This is a genomic window from Helicobacter sp. T3_23-1059, assembly GCF_053654515.1.
The window spans coordinates 1-15,697 of sequence record NZ_JBSIUV010000050.1; the positions used below are offsets into that span (position 1 = coordinate 1).

Genomic DNA, 15,697 nt, shown 5'->3' on the forward strand with positions numbered 1-15,697 from the left:
GAAGTATATCCGTTGTCAATGCCTATAACATTAAGGATTGGTAAATGATAGAGTTTATCTTTGATTTATTTAATATGTTTTTATATATGATTACAAATATCAAAATATTAACATTGTATGGAATTTTTCTTGCTTCTTTTAGTTTAATCCCAAAAGTAAAATCGTATTATTTAACTAAAAATTTTGTTTTAATTTGGTTTGTAAGTGGTTTTTTATTTGGTTCAGTATTGTTTTGCTGTTCGTATGTATTGCTAATTGTTTTGTCGGGCTCAAATTATTTTTTTATTATTGAATGGCTGATGATGTATGGAATTACAAGTTATCCTATCGTTATGATTTCAAGCATACTTTTAACATTGATTCGCTTTTTAATGATTAAGGATACAACCGATGCGAATCCGTTAAATAAACAACAAATAAGGATAGTTTGCATTGTAAGTTGTGTAAATTGTGCCTTATCCCCTATTTTTTACATAATGTTTTTATTATTCTAAATGGGATTGGATTTTGGCTCAATCCACCTTAAGCAGATTTTCTCTTATCAATTTCAACAAGATGTTATACAAATCTTGTCCTTTAATTTTAGTGATGGCTACCTAAACTATGTTTCTTTCAGATGAAGTAAAAAATTCTCTTTTTTGATTCCTTTAAATTTGCTTAATCTATGTTTTTGCATAAACTCTGCTACTTGCAGTTGCGAGTGAAACGAAGCAAAAAACACAGGTGTTTTGCCTCCTGCTACACCCCCCCTTTTTTTTGCTTATAACTTTTTATTTTTGCGCCAAAATAGCTTTTATCGACTTCAATTTCGCCATTTATTTTTAGAGATTTTCTCACATTCTTGTGCGATTAAGGAAAATCTAACTCTTATGCCCTGCCCTCTCGCCAATCATCGCTACCACTTGTTCCAGCAGCTGTATGCTCCCAAATCACTTTTCTGTAATTAAGAGAAACTTTAAATAGCTCTGTTTTATCGCTATTGCTTTTTTCTTGTGCGTTTGGCATCAGCAAAGAAATATCTGTGATAATAGCATCTTCTAGCTTTGTAGTAAAGTAATGCTCCTGTCCTCCGTTAGTAGATGTCCTAAACCAATGAACCTCTACGCTTGTAAGTCGCTCGCCATTTGTCAAAGCGTTGTAAAGCAACGGAACAGCTTTATTTAAAGAGCAAGTAAAACAAAAAGGCTTATGCACTCTTTGTCCAGATGGTTGCCCACTTTGAGGGTCTGTGGGGACGGTTACAATATGTGCTACTTCTTGAGCCATAATCTCATCTTCGTGTCCTGCTTGATAGCGATTGCCAATGCTTGCTTCTGTGGAAGCACCACTAGAGATAAGTCCTTGAGTAGAGCCTTCAATCTTTATATACGCTGGTTGTGCCATAATACACTCCTTATGATTTAGTGTTTTAAGTTGAAGTTTGCATTATACAAGAAATTGTAAAATGTGGGAAAATATTTGGATAATTTTTTGATTTGTTAAAGTTGGTTGCACTTAAGGTTTAAGGTATTTTTCTAATGCTTTTATAACTAATGATTCAAAGCTGTGCTTATCATCTTTGATGCTTTTTTGAATGGCAGACTGAATGTATTTTGCAAAGCTATCATTTTCATCTTTGCTTATCATTTCAAATATAGGGCTGTATAACTCCCTGCTTATTAGCCCCAAAGCAAGGATATTTATAAGTTTTGTGGAATTTATAAGTGGTTCGTTGTTGATAATTTGCTCCAAATCTTGCATATTTTCGCATTCATCATCTAGCGTAATATGTTGTTGATTCTGCTTTAATTCACCCAGCACTTTATCAATAATGTGTAGTATATTTGTAGTATTTAAGAATATTTTATCACTATTTTGATGAAAAAACTCATCACTTTCTTTTTTCTCCATAAAAGCGTAGTCTGCCTTACTTTCAACAATTTCTCTTATATTTTCTTTTTCATTAAAAGCAAAAGCGACTTTACCTCTAGGTTGCAATAAATTATCATCAATTTCTTCGTATCTATCTAAATCATTAAGACTTTTTTTGCTTTTTAGTAACTCATCATCAATTTCAGCAGAATCCACAAAACGAAATTGGACATTTTCGATTCTAAAAACATCGCCTTTGTTAATTGCTACTTCAAAACCACCTTGCATTTTAGAAAAAGATTCATTATAAAAAATGGGTGCATCTTCTATCGGAGAAATAGTAAAAAAACCCTCTTCAAAACCTATCTTTAAATGTTTGCTGTGTATTTTTTTGTCTTTGTCTTGGACATAAAAATCGCATTGCGAATCACTGCCGATAAATCCACCATCTGTGTCAAAAATATGAGCTTTTTGTTTTGAGGAAACTGTCTCTAAATTTTCGATAATTACGCCAATTTTTTCCTCATTATCTAATTCTATCATCGATTTTCTCCTATTGTAATATGCTCTACGATTTTTATTTGTTGTGGCAATTTAAGCATTTGTCGCACCTCATTTGCGCCTGTTACTTTAAAATCAAAATATAATTTTTCATTATTATTAAAAATAACATTATAAAAATCGCTGTGTTGGCTTTCTTTTAAGAATCTATACCAAGCCCACTCGCCACTATAAGTTTTGTCATAGCTTATTTTTGAATTATGATAATCAATGGCTTTTAATGTCAAACTTGTGCCACTGCTAAATTGCTCTACGACAATTTGCAATGTCGATTTTAGCGTGTGTTCATATTTCATATTGTGAGCATTATATTGCAACTCTACAAAAGAAAAATCACTACTTAAATCCAAACTTTGCAGTGTGAAATTAAATTTTATATTATCATTTGAATCAAACAACAAGTCAGAGAATTTTTTAGCATCTCTCATAAAATCTAAAAAGTTTTTAGAAAAATTGATTTTAGTGCCAAATTGCGTATTTAAAATATATGTGTCTGCTTTTTTTGACAAAACTGCGCTTAAATATTTATTGTAAAATTTATTTAAAGTTCCTGTATGTCCAAAAAATCCTTTTAGTGAATCTATGCTTAGATTATTCATACTGCTGCTATTGAATGGATAAAAAGGTGCAATATCATTCATAAAAGGCGTCCAAACTTCATTAACCCAAACTACATTAAACAAATCAATCCCTTGTAATTCGATAAGATTCCACGCATAAGTATAAAGCGTTGCATAATATTTTTCTATTGCGCTTGGCAATTTTTTTATATCATTAGCAAAAGTTGCAAAAGGGTCATCTTGCTCTTTTTCGCCATTAAGCGCGTAGGTGATTTTGCTATCAATACTTTGAGTATTGCTCGTGCGAAAATCTATAATTTTTGATTGTATATTTTTGACATCTGTGCTAATGGTTTCCATAATTTTTTCATCATTGTTAATATTTAATCCCACCGCCAAAGCACCCGCACTTAGCAACGAATCTTGTTGTGCTATTTTATGATAAGCACTAAAGTAATTAGTAATGTTAGTAAAATGTGTTTTAATCTCGCTAGCATTAAGGGCGGTATTATAAGCCTCTCTAAGCAAAAGTGGGTCGTTTAGATTTGTATTGGTGCTAACGAATTTTATTAAGGCTAATATAGGATTGTCTTTTTTGGATAGAGCATCTAGCTCATTAAGCGTAGATTCTTTTGAGGCATACTGCTTTGGTGCTAGATTCATCAGTAAATTTTCCCATTTGTTTTGATATTTCACCAAGTGCATTCTAAGTATATTTATGATAAGCATATTTTTATTTTCTTTGGTTAAATTATCGATAGATTCAAGCAACCAAGATTCTGTATTTAGCATATTATCTATGTTTTGATTAAGATTTTTTAAAAAAGACATTAGCCCATTTTTTGTATATATTTTATTTATAGAATCTATGTTGCTAGATTCGGCAAAAACACTATTTGCAGCAAAACCTAATTCATCTTTAATCATATAAAATTCATCATATTCATTCAAAAAAATAAATAAAACATACATTCTTTGTGCTTTGCTTGTTGTCCTATGCAGTTCTCTTATGGCTAGTGGAATTATGTTTTTATTTCTAGGTAAATTTTCTATATCGATTTTTTGAATATCATCGATTCCGCTTAAAAAATTTTCTTTAGAAATCTTATATTTTTCAAGCAAATTCCAATTTTCTTCAACCCATATTTTTATCAAATTTTTATTTAGATATTTTTGGTCAAACAAAGACTTATAAACATATAGTGTTTTTATCAAATTCTCTTTATTGTCCTTGCTATTTTGCAAAACATATTCCATTTCGGCAAGTAAAGTATCTTTAAGCACAACTTCATTTAGTTTATCATAAAAATCTCTTGCTTCTATGAATCCCTTATAAGATATATTTAGTTTTGGGTATTGAATTAAATTATTGCCGTTTGATAATTCTGGATAAGCACCTAAAATTAGTTTTAAATCCGCCAACAGATTTGCCTTTTCCTTAACATTAAGTTTTGTGTGGTCTATATCATTTAATAAATATCGTAATGCCGTTAGAGTATTTTCAGATTTTTGTTTTTCTGCTTTATTTTTAGCAATAAAATAAAATGATAAATAATAAGCACCTAAACACATAACAAAACCCAACAATAGCGTAGAAAATTTTTTAAATATATTTCTCATACCGCTTAACGAATAATCTTTAAAAATAATATCTTCTAGCAAAGATTTGACAAAATAACTTTGTTTATTTTGATTGTGCAATGGCTGGACTTTTGCTAGTGCTTTTTTGATATTATATTTATCACACACGCTATCAAGTAAGAAATTTCTAGGTATATTTTCTTGATAGGCACTCACAAAATATACGCCTCTTAAAAACGAATTGTTTTTAAATGTATTTTCTTTTTGAATATCCAAAATAAAAGTTTTTGCTAATGCAAATAAATTGTCTAGTTGTTTTAAAAATAAATATGCTTTGTTTTTGCTATCTATGGAATGTAAAAAGTGGTTTTTGCTTGTAAAATTAAGCAATAAAGATTGACTTACCTGCTTAAAATGTTTATCCAACAAATCGGCATTCAGTTTATCATCAAAACTAATGCCTAAAGTCATATTAGCTATCTTTTCATTAAAAATTTCAAAAAATTCTCTCATACCATCTAATAAATCAAGTTTAGAAAAAATCACATATATGGGCAATTTAACATTAAGCGAATTTTCACAATCATTTACCCTTCTTACAAGATAGCGAATGATATTTTGTGAATATTCTTTGGGGTTGTTTAGAAATAATTGTGTATCTACCACCAAGACTATGCCATTAAGTTTGCTATAAAATAAATTTTTGTTTAGAAAATGTAAAAAATTACTCCAAATATATTTTTTTATCAAAAAGTCTTTGTTTTTATCCAAATCATCTTCGGGAATCTCATCGCTACTTGTGGGAGTAAAAAATTTTTCCTGTGAAAAATAATTACCCTCCGTATCAAGCAATGCTCCACTTTTAGAGACATATAAGGAAAAATTGTTTGTTGATTGATGAAATTTCTTATATGATTGCAAGGTATCACTCAAAGGATATTCTATGTTTGAATAGTTGATAAAAGTGCTTTTTCCCGCACCCTCTTCGCCTATGATGATAATTAAGGGTAATTTTTTAAACTTAATTTTATTTTTCCAAGTTAGTTTGGCATCTTTTAGGGCAATAAAAAAATTCCTTTTTGCTTTAAACACAGAATCGCTAGATTCTTTCTTTAGAGATTTAACTTTAGCATTTTTTTCGCTTTTAAGCGAGGCAACAAAATCCATTGTAGGCTTAAGTAAAAATATCAAAAATATAATAATCCAAGATATAAGTATAATTGCAAGCCTTAAATACGGGCTACCAAAAATATGAATATCGTTAAATGATATAGATGGTCCAAATATCCAAAATAGCACACACAGAATAAAAAATAGCGCAAGTAGCACCAAAACAATAAACCAATCTTTTCTAATAATCCCTAATAACTTCTTAAACACAACTAAATCTACCTTTCTTGCTTTTATCCTCGCCTTTATTTATAAATCTCAAATATTCTGCAAAATCCTCATTATTTTTTATGAATAAAAACATCAAAATATAACAAAAATATAAAAAATGCAATAAATGTAATGGCAATAAATACAATGGATAGTAACCATAGTAAAATGAAATAGTAAAATTTTAGTTGAAAAATTTAAATATTTACACAAGTCGTTAAAATTGTTTAGACTCAGTCTAGCTTAAGCTATCTCTAGCCATTTCCTGTTAGTTTATCCATATTTTGTCCTTATGTTCCTTATGTCGTATAGAAATATTCGCTTTTAATATTTTGTCATTTATTATAATTTTGTGCCACCATTATATTCCTTAAAATCCTAGTAGCTTTATGTAGCTCTATCTGCAAAATATTAAAAACTCCAAAAAATATATAATTACAAAAATCAAGCGCACAATGCACATTGTAAGTTACAATGCTATTTTTATTTAATTTTTAATTAGATTAACAAGTTAAATAAAATATTCTTACATTGTTATTCTATTGTTATTCTAAATGTTAATATAATCATAATGTAATAACATTTTGCTTCATAGCAAAATTTACAATGCAATGTAAATCTAAACTAGATTTTTAATTTAATCAAAATCAACATTAAATTAAATTGCATTGTAAATCGAAATGTGAGTGATGATTATGATTTATTGATATTAAAAATGTAACTATCATTAAATTAAAATTGTAAGCAAAGTATGAGCTACATTTTTAATATCAATTTAATATAATGTATAATATGATTTTATTTACAATGTGTTTAACATTTAGCATTACACTGACAATGCAGTTTTATTGTAAATTTAAGTTTAAGGAGTGCCTATGGTAATTACTTTTTCACACCCAAAAGGTGGGGTAGGTAAATCTACGCTTTGTCTTAACTATCTAGTTTATTTGCAAGATAAGGGCATAGATTTTACTTGCATAGATTTAGATGGGCAAAATAGTATAAGCAATGCTAATAAGTTAAGGGCTATGCACGATAACAAACCCTTTAATATTAAAACATTTGCTTCTACTGACTCGCTTATCAAGTTTATAGATTCTCACATAAATGAAAATCTAATCATAGATTCTGGTGGTTTTGATAGCGCGTTTAATCGTATCGCAGTATCAATGAGTGATAAAGTCATTACACCCCTTAGTGATGCACCTTTTGAGATAATGCGGCTAATGAGCTTTGATGAGATTTTAAGCGACATAGAAAAAGAGCTTAGAAAATCCAAAGCAGATTTTGCTATAAAATCCCATTTGGTGCTAAACCGACTAAATCCAAGCGTAAAACTCATAGATTCTATACTAGACCCTTTTAGAGAATCTAAACATTACGCCTTTATGGATAGTATTGTGCGTGATAGGACTTTGATAAAATATTCACCGACAACAGGCAAAGGCGTGCTAGAATCAAAAATCCGCACGAGCAGTGATGTGGCTGCGAAAAATGAGATTTTAGCTTTTTGTAAAGAAGTAGAAAACTTACATTAGTCAATAATATTAAATTGTTAATGACAATGTAAGTAAATACTTGCTAAACTAACAAACTTAAAAAAAAAGGATAAAAAATGAGTAACAAACGAATCAACACAGAGGCATTAAAATATCTAGGCAAAGGCGCAGAAGTCATAGAAGCGACTGCAAGCGCAGAGGCAACACCGATAAATACAAGGCGCGCTAGACTAGGACAGAGAAAAGCATATCGCTCTTTTTCTTTAAGTTTAGTTGAAGAGGATTATATGAAATTCCTTGACTATTTGGATACAAACAACATTGCGAGCGGCTCGGACTTTTTGCGAAAACTACTCATAGAAAAAGGCGTGTTAAGCAATTCTTAATTCTAAAAAACAAAAACTAGAAATCGCCGAGCAAATTCTAAATACTTGTTATTGGGATAATGTGGATATGACGCCACAATATATTATTGATAATATCAATGATATAGAATTTGCAAAAGGTATTTTTAGCTCTGTGCTTTATAATTCCCCTTATGTATGCAAACATTTGCAGATTTTCAAATTAGAATATTTGCAAATGTTTATCACAGAATACGCCAAACGACATAAACCAGCATACAAAGCAGAGTTTTTAAACCGCAGGTTAAACGCATTGATTAGCTTGTATGGCGTGATTTTATAAGGAGCGAAAGTGAACAAAAATGTATATTCACTAACAGATAAAGAACTTTTGGAGTATTTTGCCCATTATGTATGGTGGGAGCAAAAAGATGAAATCATCGCTAATAATCCATTAAGAATTGTTGCTAGTGCAATGAAAGAAACAAATGATTTGCAACAATTTAAAAAAGTATGTGAGTTTAGCGATGATTTATTAAGAAAAACTCTAAACAACGCTCAAGCTGGTTGGTTTGATAATAAATCTTGGCATTTTTGGCATATTCGATTATATGGCATAGATTGCGAAATTCCACCATTACCAAAGCGAGGGTATTTATAATGAAATTACACTTTGAAATATTGCCAAAAGAACAACAAGAAATTTATCCATACCTTAATGTTTTAAAAGATATGGATTTTACTCTTTTTGGTGGGACAGCATTAGCATTGCAATTAGGACATAGAATGTCGATTGATTTTGATTTTTTTACCCACAAAGATATATCAAAAATTCATTCCACTTTATTAGGACTTAATGGAATACAAGTAGGCTCAATAATGCAACAAATAGACAATACTCTATCGTTTATAACTACGAATAATGTAAAATTTTCTTTCTTTGGCAATATGGATTTTGTCAAAAATGCAGGCAAAATCTATAGCGATGATGGAATATTACAACTTGCTGATTTAAAAGCATTGCTAATTACAAAACTTAAAGTTTCGTGTGATAGGGCAGAATATAAAGATTACAAAGATATAGCAGAAATATTAAAGACAAATCAAGTATCACTAGAGCAAGGATTAAGTGAATTTGGACGATATTTTGGCAATAACTTTCCTATTATGCAAATTGTAAAAGGATTGACTTATTTTGAGGATGGAGATTTGCATCGATTAAGCAAAGAGGATAAAAATATCTTACTTAATGCAGCAAAAAATATCAACATAGCACATATAGAAAACGAGATACAAAAACCAAAAATAAGAAGACAACGATGAAGCAAGTTATGACTCCACAATATATTATTGACAATATAGCGGAATAAAGAATTATAAATGCACAACATAGAAGTATATTCCAATGAATCGCTTGTCGGTAATTTTAATATCTTAGATAGGCAATCTTATAGCTTTTTGTATGCAGACTCTTGGCTAGATTGTAATCATTCCTATGCCATTGACCCATTATTACCATTACAAAAAGAAGTTTTTTATCGTAAAGACTTATGGGGAGTATTTTGTGATATTTCCCCTGATAGATGGGGCAGACTTATCCAAATGCGAAATGCGGGTAAAATGTTGCAAGATTATGAGTATATGCTGGGCGTGAGTGATTATTTTAGAATAGGGGCATTGAGGCTAAAATCCAATGGAGTCTTTATCGGCGTATGCAAAAAAATTCCTAAATTATTACATTTAAATCAAATACAAGATTCTACGCTACGCGTAGAAAATGACACATATACACAACAGGACTTAAAAACGCTACTTGCCCCTAGCTCATCATTAGGAGGTGCTAGACCAAAAGCAAGCGTGCAAGATAATAATGCGCTTTATATCGCTAAATTCCCATCAATCAATGATACACATAGCGTGATTTTATGGGAAGCTACAATGTTAGAGCTAAGCAAAATAGCAAAGATTAACACCGCAGATTTTAAACTCATAAGCGTAAATCAAAATAAAATCTTGCTTGTAAAGCGATTTGACAGGGATTTTACCAATAATAAACGCATTCCATTTATGTCGGCAATGACACTTTTAAGCACAAGCGAAAAAGATGAAGCAAATGCAAAATCTTATGTAGATATTGCCAAAAAGTTAGATTCTACCAACAAAGAGGAGTTATTTAGGCGAATGGTATTTAATACGCTTTTTGGAAATATAGATGACCATTTACGCAATCACGGCTTGCTTTATAATAAAAATACAAAAAAATGGAATCTAAGTCCAGCGTATGATTTAAATCCAATGCCTTATGAATATCATAAACAAAATCACGCTTTAGCTTTTATAGATTGTAAAACCTTGCCAAGCATAGAATTATGCAAAGATTTAGCAAAAGAATTTGAAATAAACGATTTAAAATTCTATGAGATTTTACAAGATTGTCTAAAAGCAGGTAGGCAATACAAAGAAATTGCTAGCAATTTTGGAATCAAATCTAATGAAATCAAACTTTTTACTAATAATTTTGAACACAAAGATATATTATTGGCAAATGAAATGCTACATAAACTAGGCAATAATCAAATAATAGCCTCCAAACCAAAAATAAGGAGACAAAAATGAAGCAAGTATAATATCATAGTGCTAGACATAGCATAGGAAATAATAGTATATGGCGATAATCAATCAACTTGTAATCAAACTCGAAAGGACAAACAATGAAAAACAAAGTTAAGTTAGTTGTTGCATTTGCAGTATGTGCAATGCTAGGCAATATCAACGCGGAGGAGATAACTCAAAACACAAATCCTCAACCCACCACACAGACACATAAATCTAATGGGGGGGGGGCAGCAATAAAGAATGGAATGACCCATACAAAGTCGGCATAAAAAAACCAAAAACAGGTGCTTTTGTAGGTGGGGAATTTGGATTTGGCTCGGCGTATTCGTATGCTTCTATGTCTTTATATACAGGCAGAAATTTACAAGGCGAACTCACAAGCGCAACATATTCGGGTTATTATTCTAATTGGAATGACCATACTGCAATTCCTATCAATATTTTTGGTGGGTATCAATGGTATTTTTATGATAGACCGTGGTTTCATTTTGGTGTGCGCGTGCGCGGACATATTGGATATTCAAATTACAATACAAAAATGTCTGATTACAATTCTTTATATAGCACAAATGTTGATTTTGCGCTTAGCTCGCACGCTATTCAATATGGTGTAGAAGCTCAATTTTTGTGGGATTTTCTAAATATGGGGCAGCATACACTTGGCTGGCATTTTGCTCCAATAGGATTAGAGGGTAGCACATTCTTTGATAAATTTAGCATAACCGCTAGTGGCAACGCACAAGGCACAGGAGAATACGATACAAATATTCACACAAAATTTTCTTATGTATGGAATACAGGCTTGCATTATTATTTCAATGCCAAACATATGGTATTTGCTACTTATAAATATCGTGGATATAGTAGTGGTTATCAAACAGCTGGAAAAGGTCAAAACTCGATTAGATACTACAATTACAGCAATAACTCATTTATGCTAGGCTATGCTTATAAATTCTAGCCTTTTTTGCCTAAGCAGGAATGCTTAGGCATTCAGTAAAAATGTTAATTACACAAAAATAATAGGTAATTCACTTCACCGCAATAAGCATACTTGCAAAAAAACTAATAAGCCCAAATACAACAGCGCAAATTAAAAAAATTTCTAGCATTATAACTCTCCTATTTCATTGATTTTCTTTTTTATCTTAATCTGCAATACCAAAAAATATGGTTGTTTTTGTTGCGTGTTTTTTTCGCTACTCAAGCATTTTCAATCTTTGCTTTAGTAAAAAAATCATATTTTCGTATTGAAGTGCTTTTTTCTTTTCCACCGCGATTAGTTTTTCTAGTTCCTCGTTTTGTGTTTCTATTTTTTTGATATTTTCTTTTAGCACAGAGGTTATGTCCTCTACCTTGCTTTTTTGTGGCTTATACAAATCATCTACTACATAGTCTTTGACGCCATCAAAAGCATCTTTGATTTGCGTAGAGCATAGACAAGCTAGTGTCAAACTATGGCTTACCAATAATGCTACTAATGCTGTTGTTAGTTTTTTCATTACAACACTTTACTATGTTTGCCAATACGCAAAGCAACCAATTCCAACATATCTTGATTGTATCGGTAAATCAAAACTAAATCAGGTTTGATATGACAATCTCTAGCACCTTGCAAATTACCTACTAATGCGTGGTCTTTGTATTTAGGGCTAAGAGGTTGATTGTTGCAAAGTTTTTGTAAAACTTCCATAGTATGCTCCAAATCTTGTTTTGTAAGCTTTTTTGCGTCTTTAGTGAATTTCTTTGTTAAGTGGAGTTTGTATGTCAAATTAGTCCCTCACTTTTAAAAGCTTCATTCACGCTATTGTAAAATTTCAGAGTTCCAGCTTTTCTTTGTTGCTCGATAAACTCTAAATCCTGCAAGATTTCAACTTCAAATTCTTTTGAATAACCATTAGCAGTAATTTCTTGGCTTTTTGTTACTTTTAATTTTGCGTGTGGATGCAAATTTATGACACTCTTAATGGCTTTTAGCAAATTATCATCTGCGTTTGCGATTTGTAATGTTATTTGCATAAATATTCTCCTTCTCCTATTTTTTGTAAAAAATGTGTCCCATTCGAGTTATCAAATTATAATGCAGATTTATTTATTTTGTGTTGCTTTTTTGCACGCAAAATCTTATTAAATTTAGCAAGCCAGACATAAACAAAACTATCGAGCTGTTGCCCATCTTTTGTTTTGATTAAATGCGAATTTGTAGTAAGTGATAAGCAAAATCCCATAAATAAAAAACGCATTTTGCAAATCAAAATAATAAAAACAGGCAACAACCGCTATAATGGAGATTTTTGACAAAATAAGCGGTATAATGCCTAATTTTAGCCTATATTGTTCTTTGTAAAGAATCGTGTAAATATCGTATTTTTTCTTAATCGTTGGTTGTTCGTTTTTCATTTTTGCTTCCTTATTTTTGGTTTAGATTCCACATTGCGTGTGTTAGATTCTTGTTTTTCATAGAATCTTTGCACTTTAGGATTCTTAAAAAGCAGTGGCGTTTTTGCATTTCTATCGCTGTAATATGTTATAATGTCATCAGCTGGTGGTCGAGGTAATTGCGGAGAAGTGCCGCTCCCACTAGCTTCTTTCTTTGACAAAATATCATTTACTACAAGCCTAAATTTAACTCCAGCTTCATCTTGCCATTCGTAAATTCTTGCCCCATCTATATCGATGAAAGGCTCTTTGTGTCTTGCAAGATATTCGCGGACATTATGTCCTAAGTTTAATAATTCTTGTTGTGTGATGTAACCTTCCTGTTTTTCATCTATTTGGTGCTTAATTAAAATATGTGTAGCACCTTTATTTTTATTGCCTCTAGCATAGCGCAGAGTGTCTTTTCGTGTGTTGAAATTTTTTTTGATAGGAGTAGAAAATTTATTATTAAAAGTTACATTATAGATTCCGCGTTTTTCTATGCGATTCTCACGCAAATACTGCACTGCTGAAACCTTGTTTTCAGTTTTATCCGTGCTAGGTTTTGGCATTGCGTTTAGTTGTGTGCGTGTGGATAGATTTTGATTATTTTTTATGGATTGTTGTAGTATTTTTTCTTTTCTATCGCGAAGTGTAATAAATAGAAATTCCTTATTCAAATCACTAATATATGGTGTGTTTTCAATGATGTTTTTTATCGCACTTAAATCTATATTGTGAGTGATTCTGACAAGAGAATCTAAGCAATCTTTATCATTAGTTTGAGATAAGAATTGGTAGGGATTTATTTTTACACTATCAATCTTAATCGCAGAATTTGGGTAAAGAAAAAGCCTATTGTTTCTTGTTTCTTCATCGATTATCCCATATTCAAACATTTTATCATTTGTGGCATTTGGAAATAAACACGAACCACAATCAAATATAGGTGCAATTTTAACTCTACCAAATTCTTTATTAACCAAAAATCCCCAATTTCCATTGTGTCTATCAAAATTCCCTATCAAACTATCAACAATAAACATATCCCAAAAATGTTTTTTTAACTTCTTTGGGGATATTTCAAAACTTACCTGCTCTTCAAAAGTTCGTAAAATATCTTCAAGCTCAGTTCCATATCCATTGCTTTGGCTATCTATAACGGTATTTTTAAGTGAGGCAAAATCAGCAAATTGATACCCATCTTTTTCAAAATCCTTACAAGCCACAACAATTTTATCATCGTATGTGCCAAGTAAAGTTTCTTGTGTCTCAATGTCTAAAGATTGAAATATGTGAGAGCCTACATATTCATTTACGCAACCATTAGAATATTCGCCTTTTATTTTTTGCTTGCTTAAAGTTTTTATGTTTGGTGGAAATTTAAGCATATAATGTTCATTATTGTAGATTATTCCTATCTTACTGCCATTTGCGCCACCATAGGTATTTAAATTGCGCTTACAATGAGAAAAATCTATGCCATTATTCATCTTATTTGGCTACTTTGTTATGAATTGAATTTGTTTGAAAATAATATTCCACATTGATGCCATTTTCCATTCCCAAATACTTAGCTCTTAAATAATCAGCAGCCTCTTGCGTTATCTCAAAGCCGTGTTGTGAGCTATTTATAGAGCCATAAAGCTCCATATACAAACAATCTTCAGGGTGATTTAATTCGCCACGATGATATGCTTTTAGCGCGTTTATATCTTTTTGTATAGCAAGTGGTAAAGTATTTTCATTTACAATCATTTTTTGCCTTTTTCATTTTTTCTAAAATCACTAGGCTTCACAGGATTTAGCTCGCTCCATAAGCCTTTTTTTTGGATTCTTGCTAGTATTTCTAATGGAATATATCGATAAGCATACTCACTATAAGCCCAAGCAAAGCCATTTTTTACTTGATTTGCATTAGCATTTACACCATTGCAAAACACAATCCCAACAATGCGTCCATACTTGTCTTTGTCCTTGATTTTGATACTTGCTAGGGTATCCACAGGACAAAGAACTTGCAAATTTTGTGTGGAAATATTACCAAAACTTTGGTTTGATTCTGGTGCGTCTAAACCAAAAAGCCTAATTCGTAATTTTTCATTATTGTTGTTTAGAATCGTGATAGTATCGCCATCATAGACTTTTAAGATTTTGCCTTGTATTTCTTGTGGTGGAGTCATCTCCTCGTATAACACGCAAACAGAGACAATAACCACAAATATAATGGCAAATATTGGATTTTTAGTTATATATTTCAATGGCAATTTGTTCATTTTCATTCTTTTACAACTTAATTTCGCTAAAATCTTGTCGTTTAAGTGGTTAATGGCTTTTAGTGGAAAGGAGGAGGAATGTTGATTAAGATTTTAAAAGTTTTAATTGCATTCTTAGAGCTGGCTAAACAGCTTTTAAAGTTGTTTAGCTAAACTCTTTTTCTTAACTTTACACTGAAAATATACCAAATCCCCGCTTAACCTATACTTAAACAAATCTATTTTACACTAAAAGCGCGGGGCTTTTGGTGTAAAATCTATAATTAGCAAACATATTCTATGTCTTTGATAATACAAAAATCCTATGTAAATGCGGTGTTGCTTGGTTTATGTGAAGTGCGCAAAACACAAAAGATTTGCGCATAGATTTTACTTCTTTTGGTTGGATAAAGATAATATCTTTGATTTGGCTAGAGACTATTTCACAAATATCATCATAAGTGCTTTCTACACCAAAATTTAAGTAGAATATATCACTTTTGATTAGCTCATAAGGCGTATAAGGCTTGTGCAATGCTTTTACACTTTGTAGTAATCGTTTTTGTGCTTTGCAGTGATATTGAATAAATATTTTGTAAAATTCTCAAAATGCCCTATGCTAGTAAAATCTT

At 31.0% G+C, this 15,697-nt stretch carries 20 protein-coding genes and 2 pseudogenes; 9 read left to right on the forward strand and 13 right to left on the reverse strand.

All coding sequences use genetic code 11. The features are described from left to right. Window positions 1–44: 44 nt before the first annotated feature. The gene (locus ACWIX0_RS10970; RefSeq protein ID WP_454174038.1) at window positions 45–494 is read left to right on the forward strand and encodes a hypothetical protein; all 450 of its coding nucleotides are present in this window, start codon (window positions 45–47) and stop codon (window positions 492–494) included. 18 nt (window positions 495–512) lie between these two features. Here the strand turns inward: ACWIX0_RS10970 and ACWIX0_RS10975 are convergent. The 5 genes and pseudogenes from ACWIX0_RS10975 to tssM all read right to left on the reverse strand — a co-directional run. Further along, window positions 513–670: pseudogene (locus tag ACWIX0_RS10975) on the reverse strand (IS1595 family transposase); the annotation flags it as partial. A gap of 45 nt (window positions 671–715) precedes the next feature. Then, a pseudogene (locus ACWIX0_RS10980) lies at window positions 716–853 on the reverse strand (IS1595 family transposase); the annotation flags it as partial. A 14-nt stretch (window positions 854–867) separates the two neighbouring features. Then, the gene (locus ACWIX0_RS10985) at window positions 868–1,383 is read right to left on the reverse strand and encodes an Hcp family type VI secretion system effector (protein WP_454174039.1); all 516 of its coding nucleotides are present in this window, start codon (window positions 1,381–1,383) and stop codon (window positions 868–870) included. A 111-nt stretch (window positions 1,384–1,494) separates the two neighbouring features. Continuing rightward, complete coding sequence (locus tag ACWIX0_RS10990) at window positions 1,495–2,394, reverse strand: FHA domain-containing protein (protein ID WP_454174040.1); 900 nt, start codon at window positions 2,392–2,394, stop codon at window positions 1,495–1,497. Continuing rightward, complete coding sequence (gene tssM, locus ACWIX0_RS10995) at window positions 2,391–5,933, reverse strand: type VI secretion system membrane subunit TssM (protein WP_454174041.1); 3,543 nt, start codon at window positions 5,931–5,933, stop codon at window positions 2,391–2,393. The genes ACWIX0_RS10990 and tssM overlap by 4 nt, the downstream gene beginning before the upstream one ends. A gap of 875 nt (window positions 5,934–6,808) precedes the next feature. Between tssM and ACWIX0_RS11000 the strand changes: the two genes are divergently transcribed. From ACWIX0_RS11000 to ACWIX0_RS11035, 8 genes are all read left to right on the forward strand, one after another. Next, on the forward strand, window positions 6,809–7,471 hold the full coding sequence (locus ACWIX0_RS11000; RefSeq protein WP_454174042.1) for a ParA family protein: 663 nt from the start codon (window positions 6,809–6,811) through the stop codon (window positions 7,469–7,471). Between the two features lie 77 nt (window positions 7,472–7,548). After that, complete coding sequence (locus ACWIX0_RS11005) at window positions 7,549–7,818, forward strand: hypothetical protein (RefSeq protein WP_454174043.1); 270 nt, start codon at window positions 7,549–7,551, stop codon at window positions 7,816–7,818. A gap of 67 nt (window positions 7,819–7,885) precedes the next feature. Next, window positions 7,886–8,119 (forward strand): hypothetical protein, encoded by a 234-nt coding sequence (locus tag ACWIX0_RS11010; protein ID WP_454174044.1) that lies wholly within the window; start codon window positions 7,886–7,888, stop codon window positions 8,117–8,119. Between the two features lie 9 nt (window positions 8,120–8,128). Continuing rightward, complete coding sequence (locus tag ACWIX0_RS11015; protein ID WP_454174045.1) at window positions 8,129–8,437, forward strand: hypothetical protein; 309 nt, start codon at window positions 8,129–8,131, stop codon at window positions 8,435–8,437. Beyond that, window positions 8,437–9,099, forward strand: coding sequence for a nucleotidyl transferase AbiEii/AbiGii toxin family protein (locus ACWIX0_RS11020; RefSeq protein ID WP_454174046.1), 663 nt, complete (start codon window positions 8,437–8,439; stop codon window positions 9,097–9,099). The genes ACWIX0_RS11015 and ACWIX0_RS11020 overlap by 1 nt, the downstream gene beginning before the upstream one ends. 57 nt (window positions 9,100–9,156) lie before the next feature. Then, complete coding sequence (locus ACWIX0_RS11025; RefSeq protein WP_454174047.1) at window positions 9,157–10,392, forward strand: type II toxin-antitoxin system HipA family toxin; 1,236 nt, start codon at window positions 9,157–9,159, stop codon at window positions 10,390–10,392. Between the two features lie 95 nt (window positions 10,393–10,487). Next, window positions 10,488–10,661 (forward strand): hypothetical protein, encoded by a 174-nt coding sequence (locus ACWIX0_RS11030; RefSeq protein ID WP_454174048.1) that lies wholly within the window; start codon window positions 10,488–10,490, stop codon window positions 10,659–10,661. 68 nt (window positions 10,662–10,729) lie between these two features. Continuing rightward, window positions 10,730–11,353: an outer membrane beta-barrel protein gene (locus ACWIX0_RS11035; protein ID WP_454174049.1), complete on the forward strand. Its 624-nt coding sequence runs from the start codon at window positions 10,730–10,732 to the stop codon at window positions 11,351–11,353. 238 nt (window positions 11,354–11,591) lie between these two features. On the opposite strand, the gene ACWIX0_RS11040 is transcribed toward ACWIX0_RS11035, so the two are convergent. From ACWIX0_RS11040 to ACWIX0_RS11075, 8 genes are all read right to left on the reverse strand, one after another. Continuing rightward, window positions 11,592–11,894, reverse strand: a complete 303-nt coding sequence (locus ACWIX0_RS11040) for a hypothetical protein (protein WP_454174050.1) — start codon at window positions 11,892–11,894, stop codon at window positions 11,592–11,594. Continuing rightward, window positions 11,894–12,163, reverse strand: a complete 270-nt coding sequence (locus ACWIX0_RS11045) for a type II toxin-antitoxin system YafQ family toxin (RefSeq protein ID WP_454174051.1) — start codon at window positions 12,161–12,163, stop codon at window positions 11,894–11,896. The genes ACWIX0_RS11040 and ACWIX0_RS11045 overlap by 1 nt, the downstream gene beginning before the upstream one ends. Next, entirely contained in the window at window positions 12,160–12,411 is a 252-nt protein-coding gene (locus ACWIX0_RS11050) for a hypothetical protein (RefSeq protein WP_454174052.1), read from the reverse strand. Before ACWIX0_RS11050 ends, ACWIX0_RS11045 begins: the two co-directional genes overlap by 4 nt. 138 nt (window positions 12,412–12,549) lie before the next feature. Next, the gene (locus ACWIX0_RS11055) at window positions 12,550–12,792 is read right to left on the reverse strand and encodes a hypothetical protein (protein WP_454174053.1); all 243 of its coding nucleotides are present in this window, start codon (window positions 12,790–12,792) and stop codon (window positions 12,550–12,552) included. After that, window positions 12,789–14,303, reverse strand: coding sequence for a HipA domain-containing protein (locus ACWIX0_RS11060; RefSeq protein ID WP_454174054.1), 1,515 nt, complete (start codon window positions 14,301–14,303; stop codon window positions 12,789–12,791). Before ACWIX0_RS11060 ends, ACWIX0_RS11055 begins: the two co-directional genes overlap by 4 nt. A gap of 1 nt (window position 14,304) precedes the next feature. Beyond that, window positions 14,305–14,568 (reverse strand): hypothetical protein, encoded by a 264-nt coding sequence (locus ACWIX0_RS11065; RefSeq protein WP_454174055.1) that lies wholly within the window; start codon window positions 14,566–14,568, stop codon window positions 14,305–14,307. Then, window positions 14,565–15,086: a thermonuclease family protein gene (locus tag ACWIX0_RS11070; RefSeq protein ID WP_454174056.1), complete on the reverse strand. Its 522-nt coding sequence runs from the start codon at window positions 15,084–15,086 to the stop codon at window positions 14,565–14,567. Before ACWIX0_RS11070 ends, ACWIX0_RS11065 begins: the two co-directional genes overlap by 4 nt. 277 nt (window positions 15,087–15,363) lie before the next feature. Then, entirely contained in the window at window positions 15,364–15,600 is a 237-nt protein-coding gene (locus ACWIX0_RS11075; RefSeq protein WP_454174057.1) for a hypothetical protein, read from the reverse strand. Window positions 15,601–15,697: the final 97 nt, after the last annotated feature.

Bases quoted from the DNA above. Each gene is read 5' to 3' on its own strand.
- ACWIX0_RS10970 (WP_454174038.1), top strand. From the start codon at position 45: ATGATAGAGTTTATCTTTGATTTATTTAATATGTTTTTATATATGATT.
- ACWIX0_RS10985 (WP_454174039.1), bottom strand. From the start codon at position 1,383: ATGGCACAACCAGCGTATATAAAGATTGAAGGCTCTACTCAAGGACTT.
- ACWIX0_RS10990 (WP_454174040.1), bottom strand. From the start codon at position 2,394: ATGATAGAATTAGATAATGAGGAAAAAATTGGCGTAATTATCGAAAAT.
- ACWIX0_RS11000 (WP_454174042.1), top strand. From the start codon at position 6,809: ATGGTAATTACTTTTTCACACCCAAAAGGTGGGGTAGGTAAATCTACG.
- ACWIX0_RS11005 (WP_454174043.1), top strand. From the start codon at position 7,549: ATGAGTAACAAACGAATCAACACAGAGGCATTAAAATATCTAGGCAAA.
- ACWIX0_RS11010 (WP_454174044.1), top strand. From the start codon at position 7,886: ATGACGCCACAATATATTATTGATAATATCAATGATATAGAATTTGCA.
- ACWIX0_RS11020 (WP_454174046.1), top strand. From the start codon at position 8,437: ATGAAATTACACTTTGAAATATTGCCAAAAGAACAACAAGAAATTTAT.
- ACWIX0_RS11025 (WP_454174047.1), top strand. From the start codon at position 9,157: ATGCACAACATAGAAGTATATTCCAATGAATCGCTTGTCGGTAATTTT.
- ACWIX0_RS11030 (WP_454174048.1), top strand. From the start codon at position 10,488: ATGAAAAACAAAGTTAAGTTAGTTGTTGCATTTGCAGTATGTGCAATG.
- ACWIX0_RS11035 (WP_454174049.1), top strand. From the start codon at position 10,730: ATGTCTTTATATACAGGCAGAAATTTACAAGGCGAACTCACAAGCGCA.
- ACWIX0_RS11040 (WP_454174050.1), bottom strand. From the start codon at position 11,894: ATGAAAAAACTAACAACAGCATTAGTAGCATTATTGGTAAGCCATAGT.
- ACWIX0_RS11050 (WP_454174052.1), bottom strand. From the start codon at position 12,411: ATGCAAATAACATTACAAATCGCAAACGCAGATGATAATTTGCTAAAA.
- ACWIX0_RS11055 (WP_454174053.1), bottom strand. From the start codon at position 12,792: ATGAAAAACGAACAACCAACGATTAAGAAAAAATACGATATTTACACG.
- ACWIX0_RS11060 (WP_454174054.1), bottom strand. From the start codon at position 14,303: ATGAATAATGGCATAGATTTTTCTCATTGTAAGCGCAATTTAAATACC.
- ACWIX0_RS11065 (WP_454174055.1), bottom strand. From the start codon at position 14,568: ATGATTGTAAATGAAAATACTTTACCACTTGCTATACAAAAAGATATA.
- ACWIX0_RS11070 (WP_454174056.1), bottom strand. From the start codon at position 15,086: ATGAACAAATTGCCATTGAAATATATAACTAAAAATCCAATATTTGCC.